The organism is Arthrobacter sp. HLT1-20, from assembly GCF_054510895.1.
Window position 1 is genome coordinate 23,654 of the sequence record NZ_JBTNDR010000034.1, and the last position, 19,794, is coordinate 43,447.

Annotated in this window: 18 protein-coding genes and 1 rRNA gene; 15 read left to right on the forward strand and 4 right to left on the reverse strand. The window is 64.2% G+C overall.

The window, feature by feature from the left end:
• Positions 1–59 precede the first annotated feature (59 nt).
• From argC to ACX80Q_RS15280, 6 genes are all read left to right on the forward strand, one after another.
• On the forward strand, positions 60–1,106 hold the full coding sequence (argC, locus tag ACX80Q_RS15255; protein ID WP_459331383.1) for an N-acetyl-gamma-glutamyl-phosphate reductase: 1,047 nt from the start codon (positions 60–62) through the stop codon (positions 1,104–1,106).
• The gene (gene argJ, locus ACX80Q_RS15260; RefSeq protein ID WP_459331384.1) at positions 1,103–2,272 is read left to right on the forward strand and encodes a bifunctional glutamate N-acetyltransferase/amino-acid acetyltransferase ArgJ; all 1,170 of its coding nucleotides are present in this window, start codon (positions 1,103–1,105) and stop codon (positions 2,270–2,272) included. The genes argC and argJ overlap by 4 nt, the downstream gene beginning before the upstream one ends.
• Positions 2,273–2,478: 206 nt before the next feature.
• Positions 2,479–3,375, forward strand: coding sequence for an acetylglutamate kinase (gene argB, locus ACX80Q_RS15265; RefSeq protein ID WP_459331385.1), 897 nt, complete (start codon positions 2,479–2,481; stop codon positions 3,373–3,375).
• Positions 3,375–4,652: an acetylornithine transaminase gene (locus ACX80Q_RS15270; protein ID WP_459331386.1), complete on the forward strand. Its 1,278-nt coding sequence runs from the start codon at positions 3,375–3,377 to the stop codon at positions 4,650–4,652. The genes argB and ACX80Q_RS15270 overlap by 1 nt, the downstream gene beginning before the upstream one ends.
• A complete protein-coding gene (argF, locus tag ACX80Q_RS15275; RefSeq protein ID WP_459331387.1) occupies positions 4,649–5,617 on the forward strand; it encodes an ornithine carbamoyltransferase in 969 nt (322 codons plus the stop codon). The genes ACX80Q_RS15270 and argF overlap by 4 nt, the downstream gene beginning before the upstream one ends.
• Positions 5,618–5,619: 2 nt before the next feature.
• Complete coding sequence (locus ACX80Q_RS15280; protein WP_459331388.1) at positions 5,620–6,156, forward strand: arginine repressor; 537 nt, start codon at positions 5,620–5,622, stop codon at positions 6,154–6,156.
• Between the two features lie 15 nt (positions 6,157–6,171).
• Here the strand turns inward: ACX80Q_RS15280 and ACX80Q_RS15285 are convergent, their stop codons facing one another.
• Both ACX80Q_RS15285 and ACX80Q_RS15290 read right to left on the reverse strand, forming a co-directional pair.
• Complete coding sequence (locus ACX80Q_RS15285) at positions 6,172–7,143, reverse strand: M24 family metallopeptidase (protein WP_459331400.1); 972 nt, start codon at positions 7,141–7,143, stop codon at positions 6,172–6,174.
• Complete coding sequence (locus tag ACX80Q_RS15290; RefSeq protein ID WP_459331389.1) at positions 7,028–7,639, reverse strand: aminopeptidase P N-terminal domain-containing protein; 612 nt, start codon at positions 7,637–7,639, stop codon at positions 7,028–7,030. Before ACX80Q_RS15290 ends, ACX80Q_RS15285 begins: the two co-directional genes overlap by 116 nt.
• 265 nt (positions 7,640–7,904) lie before the next feature.
• On the opposite strand from ACX80Q_RS15290, the gene ACX80Q_RS15295 reads away from it, so the two are divergent.
• From ACX80Q_RS15295 to ACX80Q_RS15310, 4 genes are all read left to right on the forward strand, one after another.
• The gene (locus ACX80Q_RS15295; protein WP_459331390.1) at positions 7,905–9,110 is read left to right on the forward strand and encodes an argininosuccinate synthase; all 1,206 of its coding nucleotides are present in this window, start codon (positions 7,905–7,907) and stop codon (positions 9,108–9,110) included.
• 2 nt (positions 9,111–9,112) lie between these two features.
• Positions 9,113–10,537: an argininosuccinate lyase gene (gene argH, locus ACX80Q_RS15300; protein ID WP_459331391.1), complete on the forward strand. Its 1,425-nt coding sequence runs from the start codon at positions 9,113–9,115 to the stop codon at positions 10,535–10,537.
• 83 nt (positions 10,538–10,620) lie between these two features.
• Positions 10,621–11,355, forward strand: a complete 735-nt coding sequence (locus tag ACX80Q_RS15305; protein ID WP_459331392.1) for a maleylpyruvate isomerase family mycothiol-dependent enzyme — start codon at positions 10,621–10,623, stop codon at positions 11,353–11,355.
• A 153-nt stretch (positions 11,356–11,508) separates the two neighbouring features.
• Positions 11,509–12,441 (forward strand): hypothetical protein, encoded by a 933-nt coding sequence (locus ACX80Q_RS15310; protein ID WP_459331393.1) that lies wholly within the window; start codon positions 11,509–11,511, stop codon positions 12,439–12,441.
• A 104-nt stretch (positions 12,442–12,545) separates the two neighbouring features.
• Here the strand turns inward: ACX80Q_RS15310 and ACX80Q_RS15315 are convergent, their stop codons facing one another.
• Complete coding sequence (locus ACX80Q_RS15315) at positions 12,546–13,421, reverse strand: DNA-3-methyladenine glycosylase family protein (protein WP_459331394.1); 876 nt, start codon at positions 13,419–13,421, stop codon at positions 12,546–12,548.
• Between the two features lie 55 nt (positions 13,422–13,476).
• On the opposite strand from ACX80Q_RS15315, the gene ACX80Q_RS15320 reads away from it, so the two are divergent.
• Positions 13,477–14,142 (forward strand): DNA-3-methyladenine glycosylase, encoded by a 666-nt coding sequence (locus tag ACX80Q_RS15320; RefSeq protein WP_459331395.1) that lies wholly within the window; start codon positions 13,477–13,479, stop codon positions 14,140–14,142.
• On the opposite strand, the gene ACX80Q_RS15325 is transcribed toward ACX80Q_RS15320, so the two are convergent.
• Positions 14,081–14,899, reverse strand: coding sequence for a GNAT family N-acetyltransferase (locus tag ACX80Q_RS15325; RefSeq protein WP_459331396.1), 819 nt, complete (start codon positions 14,897–14,899; stop codon positions 14,081–14,083). The genes ACX80Q_RS15320 and ACX80Q_RS15325 overlap by 62 nt on opposite strands.
• Between ACX80Q_RS15325 and ACX80Q_RS15330 the strand changes: the two genes are divergently transcribed.
• The 4 genes from ACX80Q_RS15330 to ACX80Q_RS15345 all read left to right on the forward strand — a co-directional run.
• Entirely contained in the window at positions 14,820–15,380 is a 561-nt protein-coding gene (locus ACX80Q_RS15330; protein ID WP_459331401.1) for an adenine phosphoribosyltransferase, read from the forward strand. The genes ACX80Q_RS15325 and ACX80Q_RS15330 overlap by 80 nt on opposite strands.
• Before the next feature lie 132 nt (positions 15,381–15,512).
• A complete protein-coding gene (locus tag ACX80Q_RS15335) occupies positions 15,513–17,753 on the forward strand; it encodes a HelD family protein (protein ID WP_459331397.1) in 2,241 nt (746 codons plus the stop codon).
• A gap of 146 nt (positions 17,754–17,899) precedes the next feature.
• Positions 17,900–19,210, forward strand: a complete 1,311-nt coding sequence (tyrS, locus tag ACX80Q_RS15340; RefSeq protein ID WP_459331398.1) for a tyrosine--tRNA ligase — start codon at positions 17,900–17,902, stop codon at positions 19,208–19,210.
• A gap of 511 nt (positions 19,211–19,721) precedes the next feature.
• A 16S ribosomal RNA gene (locus ACX80Q_RS15345) occupies positions 19,722–19,794 on the forward strand; the annotation flags it as partial.

Here is a 19,794-nt window from a genome sequence, read left to right on the forward strand (position 1 = left end):
AATGAAGCGACATGCATAAATATCGGTTATGGTGAATAATTCTGCTGTATAGTCGTCGTATGACAATTTCTGTAGCCGTCTCAGGTGCCAGCGGATATGCCGGGGGAGAGGTGCTGCGCCTGCTGGCCAGCCACCCCGATGTGAGCATTGGGGCCATCACGGCCCACAGCAACGCAGGTGCCCGGCTGGGTTCCCTGGCCCCCCATCTGCACGCCCTGGCCGACCGCATCCTGGTGGACACAACAGTTGAAAATCTCTCCGGGCACGACGTCGTATTCCTGGCACTGCCGCACGGCGCATCCGCGGCCATCGCGGCGCAACTGCCCGCCGACACCCTGGTGATCGACGCCGGCGCCGACCACCGCCTGGAAGATTCCACAGCGTGGGAAAAGTTCTACGGCTCAGCACACGCCGGCACCTGGCCCTACGGCCTGCCCGAACTGCCCGGCCACCGGGAACGGATCCGCGGCGCCAAGCGCATTGCCGTCCCCGGCTGCTACCCCACCAGCTCGCTGCTGGCGTTGATGCCCGGTTTCGCCGCCAACGCTTTGGCGCCCGATGACGTGGTTATTGTTGCCGCCTCGGGGACATCGGGCGCTGGCAAGGCCGCCAAGATGAACCTGATCGGTGCCGAAGTCATGGGCTCCATGAGCCCCTACGGTGTGGGAGGCGGGCACCGCCACACCCCCGAAATTGAGCAGGGCCTCTCCGCCGCTTCGGGACTGGATGTGCGGGTGTCCTTCACGCCCACCCTGGCCCCCATGAGCCGCGGCATCCTCACCACCGCCACGGCGAAGGTCACGGCAGAGATCGCAGCCCTTGAGGACCCCGCCTCGGCCTTGCGCCAAATTTGGGTGGACGCCTACGAGGACGAACCCTTTGTGCATGTCCTCCCCGAAGGGCAGTGGCCCTCCACCAAATCCGTGCAGGGCTCCAACTATGCGGCCATGCAAATCGCCTATGACGCCCACGTCAACCGCGTAGTTGTCTGCTGCGCCATTGACAACTTGACCAAAGGCACCGCCGGCGGCGCAGTACAGTCCATGAACATTGCCCTCGGCCTGGCCGAAACCACGGGCTTGACCTTCCAAGGAGTAGCACCATGAGCGTGACAACTGCACAAGGATTCCGCGCAGCCGGCGTTACTGCCGGGCTGAAGACATCCGGCAACCCTGACCTGGCCCTGGTCATCAACGACGGACCCGAGCGCACAGCCGCCGCCGTTTTCACCACCAACCGTGTTGCTGCCGCGCCCATCCATTGGTCCCGCCAGGTCCTGCGCGACGGCCGGGTTGATGCCGTGGTATTGAACTCCGGCGGCGCCAATGCCTGCACCGGCCCCGAAGGATTCCAAAACACGCACGCCACGGCCGAGAAGGTTGCGGATATCCTGGGCATTTCCGCCACAGACGTTGCCGTCTGCTCCACAGGATTGATCGGCGAGCAACTGCCCATGGACAAGATCCTGCCCGGGGTTGTTGCCGCCGCGGCCGCCCTGGCGTCCGACGGCGGTGCTGCCGCCGCCACAGCGATCATGACCACCGACACCGTCTCCAAGCAGGCGGCCTGGACCTCACCGCCCAACGCGGAAGGCTTCAGCTACAGCATTGGCGGCATGGCCAAGGGCGCCGGCATGCTGGCACCCGGGCTGGCCACCATGCTGGTTGTCATCACCACCGACGCCGCGGTTGAAGCAGAAGGGCTCGATTCCGCCTTGCACGACGCCGTTCGGGTCACCTTCAACCGTGCCGACTCCGACGGTTGCATGTCCACCAACGACACCGTTCTCCTCATGGCCTCCGGCGCCGCCAAAGCATTCCCGGACATGGATGAATTCACCGCCGGCCTGACCCAAGTGTGCGCCACCCTGGCCCGCGAGCTGATAGCCGACGCCGAGGGCGCAAGCCACGACATCGCCATCATCACCACCCACGCGGACAGCGAACGCGACGCCGAAGTAGTTTCCCGATCCGTGGCCCGCTCCAACCTGTTCAAGGCAGCCATCTTCGGCAACGACCCCAATTGGGGCCGCGTCCTGGCCTCCGTGGGCACCACCGACGCCGTCTTTGACCCAGACAAGATCAACGTCAGCATCAACGGCATCCAAATCTGCCGCAACGGCTGCATTGGCGACTCCCGCGACCTGGTGGATCTCAGTGGCCGCGAAGTCACAGTGGAAATCGATCTCAACGCCGGACTGGCCACCGCCACCATCTGGACCAACGACCTCACGCACGCGTACGTCGAAGAAAACAGCGCCTACTCCTCGTAACCGCTGGCCATCGGCCAGGCCCGCTACGCCGGTCCCTGGTCCCTCGCGAGCAGTAAGATTTTGCCGCTCGTTCCTCGCTGGCAAAATCCATCCTCGCTCCGGGACCAGGGCACCGGCTGCGCGGGCGGGGCGACGGCCGCACGGTTACGAGAGTTGGAAACGCGGCGCCAACAGTGCAGTACACAACAGGATTGAAGGACAACATGATGAGTTCGGTGGCTACAGCGCAGGGCAAGGCTGGCACTTTGATTGAGGCTTTGCCGTGGATTCAGCAGTTCGCTGACACGGTGGTGGTGGTCAAGTACGGCGGCAACGCCATGATCAACGACGAGCTGCGCCGGGCCTTCGCCGAGGACATTGTGTTCATGCACCATGTGGGCATCAAGCCGGTGGTGGTTCATGGTGGCGGGCCGCAGATCAACGCCATGCTCAAGCGCCTGGACATCAAGAGCGAGTTCAAGGGCGGGCTGCGCGTCACCACACCGGAGGCCATGGACGTTGTCAGGATGGTGCTGACGGGCCAGGTGGGCCGCGAACTGGTGGGCCTGATCAACGAGCACGGTGCCTACGCCGTGGGCCTGTCCGGTGAGGACGGCGCACTGTTGCAGGCAGAGCGCACGGGCACCATCGTGGACGGTCTGCCCGTTGATCTGGGCCTTGTGGGCGAGGTGGTGGGGGTCAACCCCGGAGCTATCTTGGACCTGCTGGAGGCCGGTCGGATCCCGGTGATTTCCACTGTGGCGCCGGAACTCGGCGATCCATCAACCGTTTTGAACGTCAACGCCGACACCGCCGCCGCTGCGCTGGCCATCGCCTTGCAGGCCTCCCGGCTGGTCATCCTGACCGATGTGGAAGGCCTCTACGCCAACTGGCCGGACAAGTCCTCGCTGCTCAGCGAGCTCAGCGCCAACGCCCTGCGTGACATGTTGCCGCGGCTGGAATCGGGCATGATCCCCAAGATGGGTGCCTGCCTGGCGGCCGTCGACGGCGGCGTGGCCCGCGCCGCAGTGGTGGACGGGCGCAGTGCCCACTCGGTGCTGCTGGAATTGATGACATTTGAAGGCAACGGGACCCAAATTTTCCCGGATGAGGATGACAAGTAATGACTGAGAACAAGCCGACAACCGATCTGTCCAACGCCAACGCTGCTGCCGTCACCGGCACCGGCACCAGCGCCCAGTGGCTGGCCCGCTACAGCGGCTCCCTCATGGGCGTCTTTGGCAGCCCCCAGCGCGTTCTGGTGCGCGGCGCCGGCGCCCTGGTCTGGGACGCGGACGGCAAGGAATACCTGGACCTGCTCGGCGGCATTGCCGTCAACGCGCTGGGCCACGCCCACCCCTTCGTCACCTCTGTTATTGCCAGCCAACTGGCCACCCTGGGCCACGTGTCCAACTTCTTCACGAGTCCCACCCAGATTGCCTTGGCCGAAAAACTGCTCCAGCTCAGCCAGGCTCCGGACGGTTCCAAGGTGTTCTTCGCCAACTCCGGCACCGAGGCCAACGAGGCCGCGTTTAAGCTGGCCCGCGCCCACGGCGGCAAGGCACGGCCCACCATTTTGGCCCTCGAGGGCGGTTTCCACGGCCGCACCATGGGAGCCCTGGCCATGACTGCCAAGCAGGCTTACCGGGAACCGTTTGAGCCCATGCCGGCAGGCGTGCGCCACATCGCTTTTGACGACATTGACGCGTTACGCGGGGCCATGGATGAGACAGTTGCCGCGCTGGTCATCGAACCCATTCAGGGCGAGGCCGGTGTCCGCCCGCTCTCACCCGAGTACCTGCAGGCCGCCCGGGAATTGACCCGTGAACACGGTGCGCTGCTGATCCTGGACGAGGTCCAGACGGGCGTTGGGCGCACGGGCGACTGGTTTGCCGGCATTGCCGCAGGCATCACCCCGGATGCCATGACCCTGGCCAAGGGGCTGGGTGGCGGGTTCCCCATCGGCGCCATCATCACCTTCGGCGAGGACCCCTCCAAGCTTCTGAGCGCCGGCCAGCACGGCACAACCTTTGGTGGGAACCCGGTGGCAACTGCCGCGGCGCTGGCCACCTTGCATGTTTTGGAGTCCCAACAGGTGCTGGCCAATGTCCGGTCCGTGAGCGAAGTCTTCGCCCAGGGCATCGCCAAGGTCGACGGCGTCACTGAAGTTCGCGCCTTCGGCTTGCTGATCGGCTTTGACCTGGCAGAGCCTGTTGCCGCCGGAGTTGTCAGCGCAGCGCTGGAGGCAGGGTTCATTGTCAACGCCCCGCGCCCCAACACCGTCCGCCTGGCCCCGCCGCTGAACTTGAGCGTTGAGCAGGCCCAGTCATTCATCGCGGCCCTGCCCGCCCTGATTGCCACAGCCGTGGCAGCGGCCAATCTGGAAGGGAACCAACCATGACCAGGCATTTCCTCATCGACACGGACTTGAGCCCGGCCGAACAGGCCGAGGTGTTGGAGCTCGCAGCACTCCTGAAGCAAGAGCCCTACTCCAAGAACACGTTTGCCGGTGCTGGATCCGGTGCCCAAACGGTGGCCGTGATCTTTGACAAGACCTCCACCCGCACCAGGGTCTCCTTCGCCGCCGGCATCGCGGCCTTGGGCGGCAACCCGCTAATCATCAACCCGGGTGAGGCCCAGATTGGTCACAAGGAATCCGTCAGCGATACAGCCAAGGTGCTTGAGCGAATGGTCTCCACCATCGTGTGGCGCACCTACAGCCAGGCCGGGCTGGAAGAAATGGCCGCCAACTCCAAGGTGCCCGTCATCAACGCCCTCTCCGATGACTACCACCCGTGCCAGCTACTGGCAGACCTGCTCACCATCAAGGAGCACAAGGGGAACCTGGCCGGGCTGACCATGACCTACATGGGAGACAGCGCCAACAACATGGCCAACTCCTACCTCTTGGCCGGCGTCACGGCTGGCATGCACGTTCGCATTACCGGTCCGGCCGGGTATTTGCCGGCAGACGCCGTCGTCCAGGCCGCCCAGGAACGGGCACTGCTCACCGGTGGCTCGGCCCTGATCACCACAGACGTGGCCGCAGCCGTTGCCGGCGCCGACGTGCTGGTCACGGACACCTGGGTTTCCATGGGGCAGGAGGATGAGAAGGCCCAACGCCTGGAACTGTTCAAGGATTACGCGCTCGACGACGCAGCGCTGGCCCAGGCGGCGCCCGACGCCATTGTGCTGCATTGCCTGCCCGCCTACCGCGGCTATGAGATCTCCGCCTCCGTCATCGACGGGCCGCAGTCAGTGGTCTGGGATGAGGCGGAGAACCGCCTGCACGCCCAAAAGGCGCTCATGGTCTGGCTGGTGGAAAAGTCTGCGACTGAGGCTGCCCACAGTGCGGCCGGCAGCTAGCCATGTCTAAATCATCGCTGTCCGGGGCAGGAATGCCGGCCACCAAGATTGCCCGGCAGGCCCGGGTGCAGGCACTGCTGAGCAACCGGGCCGTGCGCTCCCAGGCGGAGCTGGCCAGTTTGCTGGCAGACGACGGCCTGGTGGTGGGCCAGGCAACACTGTCGCGGGACCTCGTGGAGTTGCGGGCCGTCCGGGTGCGTGGCAAGGACGGCGCCTTGATTTATGCGCTGCCCCCGGAAGGCGGGGACCGCAGCGTGCATTCAGCGTCGTCGCAGGAGCTGCTGGACACCCGCCTGATTCGCCTGTGTGGTGAACTGCTGGTGACGGCCGAATCCTCGGCAAACATTGCCGTGCTGCGGACCCCGCCGGGAGCCGCAAACTTCCTGGCCCTGGCGATCGACCACTCGGTGATGCCCGCCATTCTTGGCACCATCGCCGGGGATGACACCGTCATGGTCATCACCCGGGACCCCCTGGGCGGGGCGGACGTGGCCGAGCGGTTCCTGCAATTTGCTGCCGAATCCGGTTCCGGGGCCTGAGGCCCCGGAACCCGACTAACCCTTCTGCGCCTGCGCCATCCACGCCTCGATGCCGCTGGCATCCAGCGGCAGGGCGTCGGAGATGACCTCGGAGCCCGTGGCGGTGATCAGGACGTTGTCCTCCAAGCGGACGCCAATGCCGCGCAGCTCGGGCGGCAGGGTCAGGTCATGTTCGTGAAAGTACAGCCCGGGCTCCACGGCCAGCACCATGCCCGGCACCATGGTGGCATCCTGGTAGTCTTCGTGGCTTGACTGTGCACAGTCGTGCACGTCCAGGCCCAGATGATGACCCACACCGCAGACCAGGTAGCGGCGGTGGTGCTGGCCGGCGGGGGATAGGGCTTCATCCACGGAGACGGGTAGCAGCCCCCAGTCGCTGAGCCCGTTGGCGATGACCTCCATGGAGGCGTGGTGGAAGTCCGTCCACGGCCGGCCCGGTCCCACGGCGGCCAGTCCTGCCCGGTGCGACTTTTCGACCAGGTCGTGGACTTGGCGCTGGATGGGGCTGAAGGTGCCGCTTCCCGGGAAGGTCCGCGTGACATCGGCTGTGTAGAAGCTATTGGCCTCCACCCCCATGTCCAGCAGCAGCACCTTGTCCTCCAGGACGGGTCCGTCGCAACGCACCCAGTGCAGGGTGGGCGCGTGCTTGCCGCTGCCAACAATGGTGGCGTAGCCAACCCCGTTGCCGTGGGTGCGGGCGTGCCGGTCAAAGGTGCCCTGCAGCCAGCGTTCCCCGCCGGCCCTGATGGCTGCGGGGATCTCCCCGACGACGGCGGCAAACCCGTTGATGGTGTGATCCACTGCTTCGCGGAGCTGGGCAATCTCCCAGTCGTCCTTGACCATGCGCAAGACCGCCAGGGACTGCCCAAGTTCACTGCCAGCCAGGATGCCGTGGCGGCTGCGCAGCTCCGTGGTGAGGATTCCAGCGCCAAGGGTGCCCGTGCCGGCCCGCATGGCCGCAACGATCCCGGCGTCGAGCTCGGACAGGGGCTTCACGGAGAGGGTCAGGGCGTCGGCCCAGTCGGAGAAGTCGGGGGGCCGAACCCACCCACATCTCACCGTGGGCTGCGTTGGTGAAGAACTGCGGATCGCCGGGATAGAACGGGGCGGGAATGAACAAGGTGGCGTCGTGGGATGCGCCGGAGGGGGCCATCACCAGGACTGCGCCCTCAATCGCGGCGCCGCTGAGCCAGTAAAAGTCTGAATCCGGCCGGAAGTCGTAAAACGTGTCGTTGGCGCGCCGCGGTGCGGTGCCGGCGCCAATCACCAGCGCCTGGCCGGGGAATTGTTCCGAGAGGCGCGAGCGGTGGCGCCCGGCGGCTGCGGCGGCACCCGCCACCACGGGCGGGGTCCTATCCGGTGTTCCCCAGCCGTGGCTCATGTACTCGGTGAAGACCGGCACATTGGCCAACTTTGGCGGGCGGGCCTCCTCGAGTCTCCGGGCCGCCGGGGAAGGGGTGGGTGTTGCAATATGTTCGGTCATTTCTTGAATTTCCTCCACCGGTAGCGGCTGTTGTTGGGCTCGTGCCACAATGGCAAACGGGTCCGTCTTTTGCCTCCATCTTCCCCAGAAATCAGCCGCCGCGCCAGTTGCTCGGCCGCCGGGCCGCGGGGACGGGATGGTTGTGGTGGCCGGCCACGCGGCGCGCTGTGAATATCTTTTAGTGAGAATGCATAACCATGCACTATGCTGTGAAGTAACGCGAAACAACACTCTGACGAGTTGTACAAAATAGGGAGACACGAACGTGACTGAACGCATTGTATTGGCATACTCCGGCGGCCTCGACACCTCCGTTGCCATCGGCTGGATCGGCGAAGCAACAGGGGCGGAAGTTATCGCCGTTGCCGTTGACGTTGGACAGGGTGGCGAGTCCCTCGAGGACATCCGCCAGCGCGCGCTCGGTTGCGGCGCCGTCGAAGCCTACGTTGCCGATGCTCGCGACGAATTCGCCAACGAATACGCCATGCCCACCTTGAAGGCCAACGCCCTCTACCAGGGTCACTACCCCCTGGTTTCGGCCATCTCCCGCCCCGTGATCGTCAAGCACCTGGTCAAGGCCGCCCGCGAATTCGGCGCCACCACGGTTGCCCACGGCTGCACCGGCAAGGGCAACGACCAGGTCCGCTTTGAAGTGGGCATCCAGACACTGGGCCCGGACCTGAAGTGCATTGCGCCGGTCCGCGACCTGGCACTGACCCGCGACAAGGCCATTGCCTACGCCGAAGCCAACAACCTGCCGATCGAAACCACCAAGAAGAACCCGTACTCCATTGACCAGAACGTCTGGGGCCGCGCCGTCGAAACCGGCTACCTCGAAGACATCTGGAATGCTCCCACCAAGGACATTTACGACTACACGGCCACCCCGGAATTCCCGCCGGCACCGGACGAGGTCATCATCTCCTTCCACCAGGGTGTCCCGGTTGCCATTGACGGCATCAAGGTTTCCCCGCTGCAGGCCATCCAGGAACTGAACCGCCGTGCAGGCGCCCAGGGTGTTGGCCGGATCGACGTCGTCGAGGACCGCCTGGTCGGCATCAAGAGCCGCGAAATCTACGAGGCCCCCGGCGCCATGGCCCTGATCACGGCCCACAAACACCTCGAGGACATCACCCTGGAGCGCGAGCAGGCCCGCTTCAAGGCAACTGTCAGCCAGCGCTGGGCCGAGCTGGTCTACGACGGCCAGTGGTTCTCCCCGCTGAAGCGCTCCTTGGACGCCTTCATCGAGGACACCCAGAAGTACGTTTCCGGTGACATCCGCATGACCCTCCACGGTGGTGCGGCCATCGTGAACGGCCGCCGCTCCGAGACCTCCCTGTACGACTTCGATCTGGCCACCTACGACACCGGCGACACGTTCGACCAGTCACAGGCCAAGGGCTTCATCGAGCTGTGGGGCATGTCCTCCAAGGTTGCCTCAACCCGCGACCAGCGCGTCCTGGGCCTGTAACCATGACTCAGGTCAATCACGGGACGAACGAGGGTGCACTGTGGGGTGGCCGTTTTCAGGGCGGCCCCGCAGACGCCCTGGCGGCACTGAGCAAGTCAACACACTTTGACTGGCGGCTGGCCCTGTATGACATTGCCGGCTCCAAGGCCCATGCCCGTGTTCTGAACACGGCGGGGTTGCTCAGCGCAGACGAACTAGCAGGCATGCTCAAGGCGCTTGAGGAGCTCGAGGCCGATGTGAAGTCGGGAGCCTACGGACCGGCCGATTCGGACGAGGACGTGCACGGTTCATTGGAGCGCGGCCTGATTGAGCGTGCTGGAACGGCCTTGGGCGGCAAGCTCCGTGCCGGCCGCTCACGCAACGACCAGATCGCCACGCTGGGCCGCATGTACCTCCGCGACCACGCCAGGATCATAGCCGCAGGAGTTCTCTCAGTGGTTGATGCCCTGGTGGAGCAGGCAAAGGCGCACCACGGTGTTGCCATGCCGGGGCGCACCCATCTCCAGCACGCCCAGCCCATCCTGCTGAGCCACCACCTGCTGGCCCACGCCTGGGCCCTGTTGCGGGATGTGCAGCGACTGGTGGACTGGGACAAGCGTGCGGCGGTTTCACCCTACGGCTCCGGTGCTTTGGCCGGTTCCTCGCTGGGTCTTGACCCGAACGCCGTCGCCCTTGAGCTTGGCTTTGACTCGGCAGCCTGGAACTCGATTGACGGCACCGCCTCCCGCGATGTTTTTGCCGAGTTCGCCTGGGTGTGCGCCATGATCGGCGTGGACTTGTCCCGGATCTCCGAGGAAGTCATCCTGTGGGCCACCAAGGAGTTCTCCTTTGTGACGCTGCACGACTCCTACTCCACAGGGTCCTCGATCATGCCGCAGAAGAAGAACCCCGATGTGGCGGAGCTGGCCCGCGGCAAGGCAGGGCGCCTCATTGGTGACCTGACCGGGCTGCTGGCCACACTCAAGGGCCTGCCCCTGGCGTACAACAGGGATCTGCAGGAGGACAAGGAGCCCGTCTTTGACGCGGCCGACACCCTTGAGCTCCTGCTGCCCGCCGTTTCCGGCATGATGGCCACCTTGGTGTTCAACACCGAGCGCATGGAGTCGTTGGCGCCGCAGGGCTTTGCCTTGGCCACCGACATTGCCGAATGGCTGGTCCGCCAGGGTGTGCCGTTCCGCGATGCCCACGAGCTCTCCGGCGCTGCTGTGAAGCTTGCCGAGGGCCGCGGCGTGGAGCTGTGGGACCTGACGGACGAGGAGTACGCCGGTATTTCGGCGCACCTCACCCCCGAGGTGCGCACAGTCCTGAGCACCAACGGCTCGCTGAACAGCCGCAACGCCCAGGGCGGCACCGCCCCCTCGGCCGTGTTGGCGCAGCTGGCGGCCCTTGAGGGGCAGCTGGGCGAGGTCAGGGCCTTCCTGGCCTGACCGGCGTCGTACTTCTTCCGAGAGCACAAGGAATTGCCCGCATCCATGCTGGATGCGGGCAATTCCTGCTCTACGCTATGTTCATGACTGATATTTCAAACGCGCAGCTCATGGATCGCCTCAAGGCTGCGGCGGACACGGTGAGCGCAAAGCTGGTGGGCCTGAGTGACGAGGACGTCCTGGCCCCCACCGATTTGCCCGGGTGGACCCGAGGCCACGTTCTGGCCCACATTGCTCATGTTTCCAACGCCATTGCGCGCCAGGTTGAGTACGCGCTGCGCGGTGAATTGATTGAATTTTACGACGGCGGCCAAGGCGGGCGGACGCAGGCCATCGAGATGAACGCGGGGCATTCGGCGGAGTTGCACAGGGACTACATCGCCGCCGGCTTCTCACGCGCCCTGACAGTGCTGGACAGCCTGGACGATTCCCAGTGGGAGCTGCCCATCAGTTACCGCAACGGCGTGGTGCGCGACGGCGCTTTGGCGTACTGGCGTGAGCTGGTCATCCACCTGGCCGACCTGCAGCTGGGGCGCGGGCCCGAGACCTGGTCCAAGGAGTTCTGCCTGTACCTGATTGAGTTCCTGGACGCCCGGGTGCCCGGCTCAATCCAGTTGAAGCTGCTGCCCTTGGCGCTGCCGCCCATGACTGTGGGCACTGGCACCAACACGGTGTCCGTGTCCGGCATGCTGACGGACATCACCGCCTGGCTGGCCGGACGCACCCCCACCATGGGGTCGCTGCGCGCGGAAGCTGCCGCGGATTCGGTGGAGCTGCCGGTCCTGCTGCCCTGGCCCTCGGCGTTCCCCACCAAGTAATCCCGCCCCTCCCACTTCCCCTGCCTCGCGAACGTACAGTGGATGCCGATGTTGCACGCCAACACCGGCATCAACTGTACGTTCGCGAGGCAGCGGCTGGAACTGCCTGTGGATAACTGTGACGTGCCCCATTTTTTCGCGAAACAATGGGATATGCGCCGAATCCAGTTGCCGCAGTACCTTTATGGGAGGTCGTTCACCACCCAGTCTTCCGATGCCGCCGGCGTGCCGCGGGGGCGGACCCGTGCCGGTGACTTGTTCATCGTCTCCCGGGGCATCCGGGTTCCCGCCGGCATTCCGCTGCAAGGCGCCGCAGCCCTGGCCGCCTACACCGAGGCCAATCCCCTGAGCGTGCTGAGCCACGTCTCCGCCGCGCAATTGTGGAATATTCCGCTGCCGCCGGGGGCCGCCAACGACTGGCGCATCCACCTGGCCAATCCACCCGCAAAAGGCGCCCCTCGGCGGGTCAATGTGGTGGGGCACAGGCTTGCGCTGGCTGAGGATGAGATTTGGGAGCTCGACGGCGTGCGGCTCACCAGTCCTGCACGAACGTGGCTGGACCTTGCCGCCTGCCTGCCCCTGGAAGACTTGGTGGCGGCCGGTGATTTCTTGGTGTGCAGCCACGGGCCGGAGTTTCCAGCCCCGCGTGAACCAATCTGCCGCATGGTAGAGCTGGTTAAGGTTGTTGCCCGGCATCATGGCGGCAGGGGGCTGCGCAACGCGCGGGTGGCACTGGAACTGATTCGCGTGGGCGCCGACTCGCCGCCAGAGACCTTCATGCGCCTGGCCCTGCTTGAAGCGGGGCTGCCGGAGCCTGAATTAAACGTTGTGGTGCGCGATCCGGCTGGCCGTGCCGTCCTGTGGCCCGATGGCGCATACCGCCAGTTCCGAATCGGCCTGCAGTACGACGGCCGCCATCACGACACCCCCGAGCAGTACCTGCGCGACATTCGCCGTCTGCAGACCAGCAGGGCTCTTGGCTGGGAAGAGGTCCGAGTTTCCCTGGAAGACCTCCGCGGGGACAAACCCGCCGTTGTGCGCAAAGTGGCTGACGCATTGCGCGCCAGGGGATGGCGCCCCCGCTGAAGCCCCCGCTTACGCCTGCCGAACGTACAGTTGATGCCGATGTTGTCGCACAACATGGGCATCAACTGTACGTTCGCGAGGCAAGGGGGCGAGTACGGAGGGGCCTACTTTTCCCCCGACACGCGCCACAGGTGCAGGGTCGCGTAGGAACGCCACGGCCGCAAGGGCTCTGCCATGCGTGCCAGCTCAGCCGGCTTGATGGTGCGGGCCTGGGCCAGGGCGTCCCCGCGCAGCAGCCCGTAGCCGTTGCGGACGGCGGCGTCGCTGGGCAGGAAGATGTCGCTGCTGCCCAGCACCCTCATGGCCACATAGCCCACAGTCCACGGCCCTATCCCGGGAATGGGGAGCAACTTTTCGGCCAAGGACTCCAACGTGTCCGCAGCACTAAGATGCAACGAACCCTCAGCAAGCATTCCGGCCACGGCCAGAACGGAGTCAGTCCGCCGTTGGGGGCCGCGCAGTATGTCCCCCCCGCCAGCCGCAAGCTCAGCAGGCGAGGGAAAGAATTGCGTCATCGAGCCATGAGGCAGGCGGCTTGGCGTGCTGAGCGCAACGAGCTGGTTGAGAGCAGTGCGTGCCGCTGCCACGGTGATCTGCTGGCCCACCATGGCCCGGATCAGGATCTCTGCGGGATCCACGCAGCCGGGAAGCCGGATCCCGGGCAGCAAGGCAACCCGCTCAGCCAGCAGGGGATGGCTGCCCAAGGCTGCGTCGGCTGCCAGAGGGTCGTGGTCCAGGTTGAACAAATGCCGCACCCTGCTGAGCAGGATCGGCGCATCGGCAGGATCCTCCACGGCATGATCCAGCCACAAGGCACTGCCGTCCCACGCAACGTGGAACCAGCCGTGGCCGCCAGGAAGCAACAAAGTACGCGCGTAGCTGTTCGAATCAGCTTCTTCAACGCCGGCCACGGAGCGGGCGGCCAGAAAGTCAAAGATGCCCGGCTCAAACGGGGGAGTGAAGTCCAATGCAACGGCCATGAAAACATCCTCCCATGCCTCTTCACACCCACGGGTGCCCTGCTAGCGTGGAGCCATGCCCGAGTCCATGGACCTGCTGGAACTCCTCCAAAGACCCGCCACCGAGGTGGCGCCCTACCTGCTGGGCGCCTTGGTGAGGCATGAGAGTCCGGAAGGTCCCGTCGCAGTCCGGTTGAGCGAGGTGGAGGCCTACCTGGGCCCGGCGGACTCGGCGGATCCGGATCCCGGGGCCCACAGCTATCGGGGCAGGACCAAGCGCAACGACGCAATGTTTGGCCCGCCCGGCCACCTCTATGTGTATTTCACCTACGGCATGCATTTTTGCGCCAACCTGGTGTGCCGCCCCGAGGGCACGTCCTCCGGTTGCCTCATGCGGGCGGGGGAGATTGTTGAGGGCCAGGAACTGGCACGCCTGCGCCGCCCCACGGCCAAGAACGACGCCGAGCTGGCGCGGGGCCCAGCCCGGCTCGCCAAGGCCATGGGTTTCGGCCGCGAACACAACGGCATGGCTGCGCTCCATGGCGAAGTCACCGTGACCCTGCCGGACACCCCCGCCAAAAACGTCATGACGGGTCCGCGCGTGGGCATCAGCGGCCCCGGCGGCACCGCCGACTATCCGTGGAGGTTTTGGCTCGACGGCGATCCCACCGTCTCCGCGTTTAAGCCAGGAGCGGTACGTGCTCCGCGTCGGCCCGTGCCAGCTGCTCGGAAAACTCAATAAGCTCCGTCACCTCTGGCAGCAGATCCGCCGGGGTGAGGCGGTGGACCAAGCCCGAGCGCGACGCCGGCCACTCATGTTCCAGCAGCGAGTACACGCTGGTGTCCACGCGGGAACCGTCGTGCCCGCGCCGGTAGCCGCGCAGCACACCTTCCAGGGTGGCGCCCAGCTTCACAATGGCCGCGGCGCTGCGCACATTGCGCACATCGCAGCGCAGGGTGACCCGGTGCACCAAAAGCTCCTCAAAGGCAAAGGTCAGCAGCGCCAGTTTTGAGGACGCATTGACGTTGCGGCCCCAGTAATTCCGGCCAAAAAATGTCATACCCAATTCAACCCGCGACTGCTCCGGCACAAAGTCGTAGAGGCTTGTGGTGCCCGCCACGGTGCCGGTCTCCTCATCAATGACAGCGAAGGCAATGATGGACGGATCGGCGATCCGGGTGGCAAAAAGCCGTTCCAATGCACGTTTGGATGTAGGCCGTTCCGAGGCCATACCTGCCCACATGTCTACATCGATGTAGGGGTACAAATCTGCCGCGTGACGACGCCGTAACGGCACAAGCCGGACACCGTGTCCGGGGAGTGAAATGTTGTGTTGCACGGAGAATATATAAGCACCTTTTTGGGCATCCGAAAAGCCCCTGTTTTCAACGCTGTACCGTAGAGCTGTGAACCTGAACTTGAACACCCCCGCCCAGAGCCCCAAAAACCCCGAAAATACGGGAGTTGCAGCCACTATCAGCGGCCTCTGCGCCACCATTGAGGACTACCCCACGGAGGGAATTGTTTTCAAAGATTTAACCCCCGTGTTTGCCGACGGTGCGGCCTTCAAAGAAGTGGTGGATGCCATTGTGGAAAAATTCGCCGGAACGTTCGACGCCGTGGCCGGAGTTGAGGCCCGCGGCTTCCTGCTGGCCGCTGCCGCTGCGTACGCCACGGGAACGGGCGTGATCACCATCCGCAAGGCCGGAAAGCTGCCCCGCGAGGTGTACGCGCAGAATTACGCGCTGGAGTACGGTGAGGCAACCCTGGAACTACACCAGGAGGACGTCCGTGTTGGTACGCGTGTGTTAATTCTCGACGACGTACTCGCCACCGGCGGCACGCTCGGCGCAGCTGCTGCCCTGCTGGAGCGCACGGGCGCCCAGGTGGCCGGCATCGGCGTGGTCTTGGAGATCGACGCATTGCCGGGCCGGGCGAATTTGGCCGCCCACGACGTGGTGTCGCTGCTGCACGTCTGACCCCCAAGCCAGCCGGGCTGTCCTGGAAGACACTGTGCGTTTCTGCTCACAGCTGCCAGCGCGGGGGCGCCCGGCGGGATAGACTAGACGGTCCGCCTTTTGGCGGTATGCCTTACATTTCAGGAGTCTTGCATGTATGACCACGAGTTGGCCCAGGAACGTAGCTATGTTGACGGTCTCTACTCCCGCCTGGATGAACTCCGGGCCGAAAAAGTGGAGCAATTGGCGGACGTGCGCCGTGCCAAATCCATGGGCACGCACCAGAACCGGTCCGAACGTGACGCCTTTGCCACGCTCTATGAGAACCGCCTGGCCCAGCTGAACGCAGTGGATGACAAGCTGGTGTTTGGCCGCCTCGACCTGGAAACCGGCGAGTACCGCTACATTGGCCGCATTGGCCTGTCCACGGCGGATCTGCGCCAGCTCATGGTTGACTGGCGCGCCCCCGAAGCCGGCACCTTCTACCAGGCCACGGCTTTTGAGCGCATGGGCGTGCGCCGCCGCCGTCACCTGATCCTGCAGGGCCGCAACGTCAAGGCCATCGAGGACGACGTCCTGGACCACACCATGCTGGTCGACGGCGAGCACCTCCAGGGTGAGGGTGCCCTGCTGGCCGCCTTGAACTCCAAGCGCACGGGCCGTATGAATGACATTGTGGGCACCATCCAGTCCGAGCAGGACAGGATTATCCGTTCACCGCTGAGCGGCGCCTTGGTGGTGCAGGGTGGACCGGGCACCGGCAAGACGGCCGTGGCCCTGCACCGTGCCGCGTACCTGCTGTACACCCACCGCGAACGCCTGCAGTCGGCCGGCGTGCTGCTGGTGGGCCCCTCCAACGCGTTCATGAAATACATTGAGCGCGTGCTGCCGTCCCTGGGTGAAACCGGTGTGGTCATGGCCAGCCTCGGCCAGTTGTTGCCCGGCATCACGGCCACGGCCCCCGAGACCCCCGAGGTTTCCCTGCTCAAGGGCCGGATCGAGATGACCCAGGTCATTGCCAACGCCGTGGCCAACCGCCAGCGCCTGCCGCACCAGGATGTGCGGCTCGACGTCGAAGGCACCCGTTTGACCCTGACGGTGCGCCAGGTGCGCCGCGCCAGAGACCGGGCGCGCGCCACGGGCAAGCCGCACAACGAGGCCCGCGTGACATTCGTTAAGACGCTCCTGGGCGAGCTGACCACCCAGCTGCGCGAGCACATTGAGGAAAACAGCGCCGGCAACACCGCCGACAGGTCATACCTGGCCGACGACGTGCGGGGTTCACGCGACGTCCGCGTCATGTTGAACCTGTGCTGGATGCCGATGAGCCCGCAAAAGCTCATCCGCGACATGTTCAGCAAGCCCGAAATCCTCAAGGCCGTCACCCCCGCCCTCACCGATGCCGAGCGCGCCCTGCTGGCACGCCCTGCCAATGCGCCGTGGAGCGAGTCCGATGTTCCGCTGCTGGATGAGGCCGCGGAACTGCTGGGAGACCTGGATGAGACGGGCGGCCGGGCCGAGGCTGCCGCCGATGCGCAGCGCAAGCGCGATCTGGCCAATGCTGAAAAAGCCATCTCCAACATGAACCAGCAGCTGGAGGATTCCGGTGTGGACGGCATGCTCACTGCCGAGCAGCTGGCGGACTTCAACGTGGTGGAGGGGGAGCGCCTGAGCAATGCCGAGCGCGCCCTCACCGACAGGACCTGGGCCTATGGCCATGTTGTGGTTGATGAGGCCCAGGAGCTGTCGCCCATGCAGTGGCGTCTGTTGGTGCGCCGGTGCCCCGTGAAATCCTTCACGATTGTGGGCGACATTGCCCAGACAAGTTCAGCGGCAGGTGCCATTTCCTGGCAGCAGGCGCTGACCCCGTTCATGGGGGAGCGCTGGAACCTGGAGGAGCTCAGCGTCAACTACCGCACGCCCATCCAGATCGCCGAAGCCGCTGTGCGGATGGCAAACGCCGCCGGCCAGATTGTGTCTGCCCCCAAGGCAGTGCGCGACGGCGAATGGGAACCTTTGGTTGACCTGGTGGCACCCGACGCTGTGGTGGCGCAGGTTGTTGCCGTCATGGAGGAGGAATCCACGGCCGTGGCCGGTGGTCTGGTGGCCGTCATTGCACCCACAGCCTTGGTGGCGGAAACTGCTGCCGCCTTGCGGGCCGTTTATGGGCACCGCGTGGGTCATGGAGCCGGTTCGGTTGAGCAGAACATTGTGGTCATTGATCCGCACGAGGCCAAGGGCCTGGAGTTTGATGGTGTGGTGATTGTGGAACCGGCAGCACTGCTGGCCGGTGCCGGCGGCCGCGTTGGCGATCTCTATGTTGCCATGACCCGGCCCACCCAGCGCCTGCGCCTGATCACTTCCCAGCCGTTGCCGGCAGGAATCGAAAAGTAACTGATGTCCTAGACAGCGGGACCCGTGCAACAGGTGCGGGTCCCGCCGTTGTTTGGGGCAGCGGTGGGTTGCCCTGGCGGGCACAGCGGGACGCAACGCGGTCAGGAATGGCAAAGAAACGCCGTCGTGCTGGTAATTTTGACAGCGTGCCTTTGCAAACTGAACTCCGTGCCCCCGAGAACGACTCCAGCTTCGCCAATGTTTGGCAGGAGCTCAAGTGGAGAGGCCTGGTCCAGGTCTCCACCGACGAGGCAGCCCTTGAAGAGCTGCTCGCCGGCGAGCCGATCACGTACTATTGCGGCTTCGACCCCACCGCACCGAGCCTGCACCTTGGCAACCTGGTGCAGCTGCTGACCATGCGGCGCATGCAGCTGGCCGGCCACAAGCCCCTCGGTTTGGTGGGCGGTTCCACGGGTCTGGTGGGGGACCCGCGTCCCACAGCCGAACGCACCATGAACTCCAAAGAGACGGTTGCCGAGTGGGTTGGCTACCTGCAGGGTCAGGTGCAGCGCTTCCTGTCCTTCGAGGGTGAGAACGCGGCCCGCATGGTTAACAACCTTGACTGGACTGCGCCCATGAGCGCCATTGACTTCCTGCGCGACATTGGCAAGTACTTCCGGGTCGGCACCATGATCAAGAAGGACATTGTTGCCTCGCGCCTGAATTCCGATGAGGGCATCAGCTACGCCGAATTCAGCTACCAGATCCTGCAGGGCATGGACTACCTGGAACTGTTCCGCCAGTACGGCTGTGTTCTGCAGCAGGGTGGCTCGGACCAGTGGGGCAACTTGACCAGCGGCACCGATCTGATCCGAAAGGTCGAGGGCACTTCCGTCCATGCACTGGGCACGCCGCTGATCACCAACTCCGACGGCACCAAATTCGGCAAGAGCGAGGGCAACGCCATCTGGCTCGACGCCGCCATGTGCAGCCCGTTCGACATGTACCAGTTCTGGCTTAACACCGCGGACGCCGATGTTGTGGACCGCCTGAAGGTCTTCACTTTCCTGTCCCGCGAGGAGATCGCCGCGATTGCTGCCGCCGTTGCGGAAAAGCCGCAGGCCCGCGAAGGCCAGCGCACCCTTGCCTTCCAGGTGACCTCACTGGTACATGGAGTGGACGCCACCTTGAAGGTCATTGCAGCATCCGCCGCATTGTTTGGCCAGGGTGAATTGGCTGAGCTGGATGCTGCAACGCTGGAATCTGCAACTCGTGAATTGCCGCATGCCACAGCTCCGGCTTCCGGCCTGGGCATTGTTGAACTGCTGGTTGCCTCGGGTCTGTCCAAAACTAATTCAGAGGCCCGCCGCACTGTGGGGGAGGGTGGCGCCTACGTGAACAATGTCAAGGTCACCGATCTTGATGCAGTTCTGGGTGCTGACGAGGCTTTGCACGGCAAGTACCTGCTGGTGCGCCGCGGCAAGCGGACCCTGGCCATGGTTGAACTCGCCGGCTAGCGTTCATCGAACGTTTCACTGGAGCCCGCCCCCGATTTGCGTTGGGGGCGGGCATCTGTGTATTGTTCTATCTGTTGCTTGCACAAGGTTGAGCCGCTTCGAGAGAAGCACCGACTCCCATCTTGCAGGAAACCAAACCTACAAATTACAAGACAATATATTCGTCTCTTCAATTCGAATTGTTTATTGAAATATAGGTTTGCGGAATTCATGAAGTGACCAGCCGCACAAAATGCGGATTGGACAAATGGATTCTGATGAAATAACATTGAAACATCACGTCGACGAAAACAAATTGTGAAAAACAGTTTGGAAGTACTCGAATTGTAATTGTTGTTTGAGAACTCAATAGTGTGCCAAGTTTTATTGATACCAATTTATTTATATTGAATTGGTTATTTGGTTGGTTGTTGCCGCCCCTGTGGTGATGACTGGCCGTTTAGCTGGTTTCGAATTTAGTGCATGCATTTGCTACCTTTTTCCGGTGTGAGTGTGTGTGTCTGTTTAGTTATTAACGGAGAGTTTGATCCTGGCTCAGGATGAACGCTGGCGGCGTGCTTAACACATGCAAGTCGAACGATGAA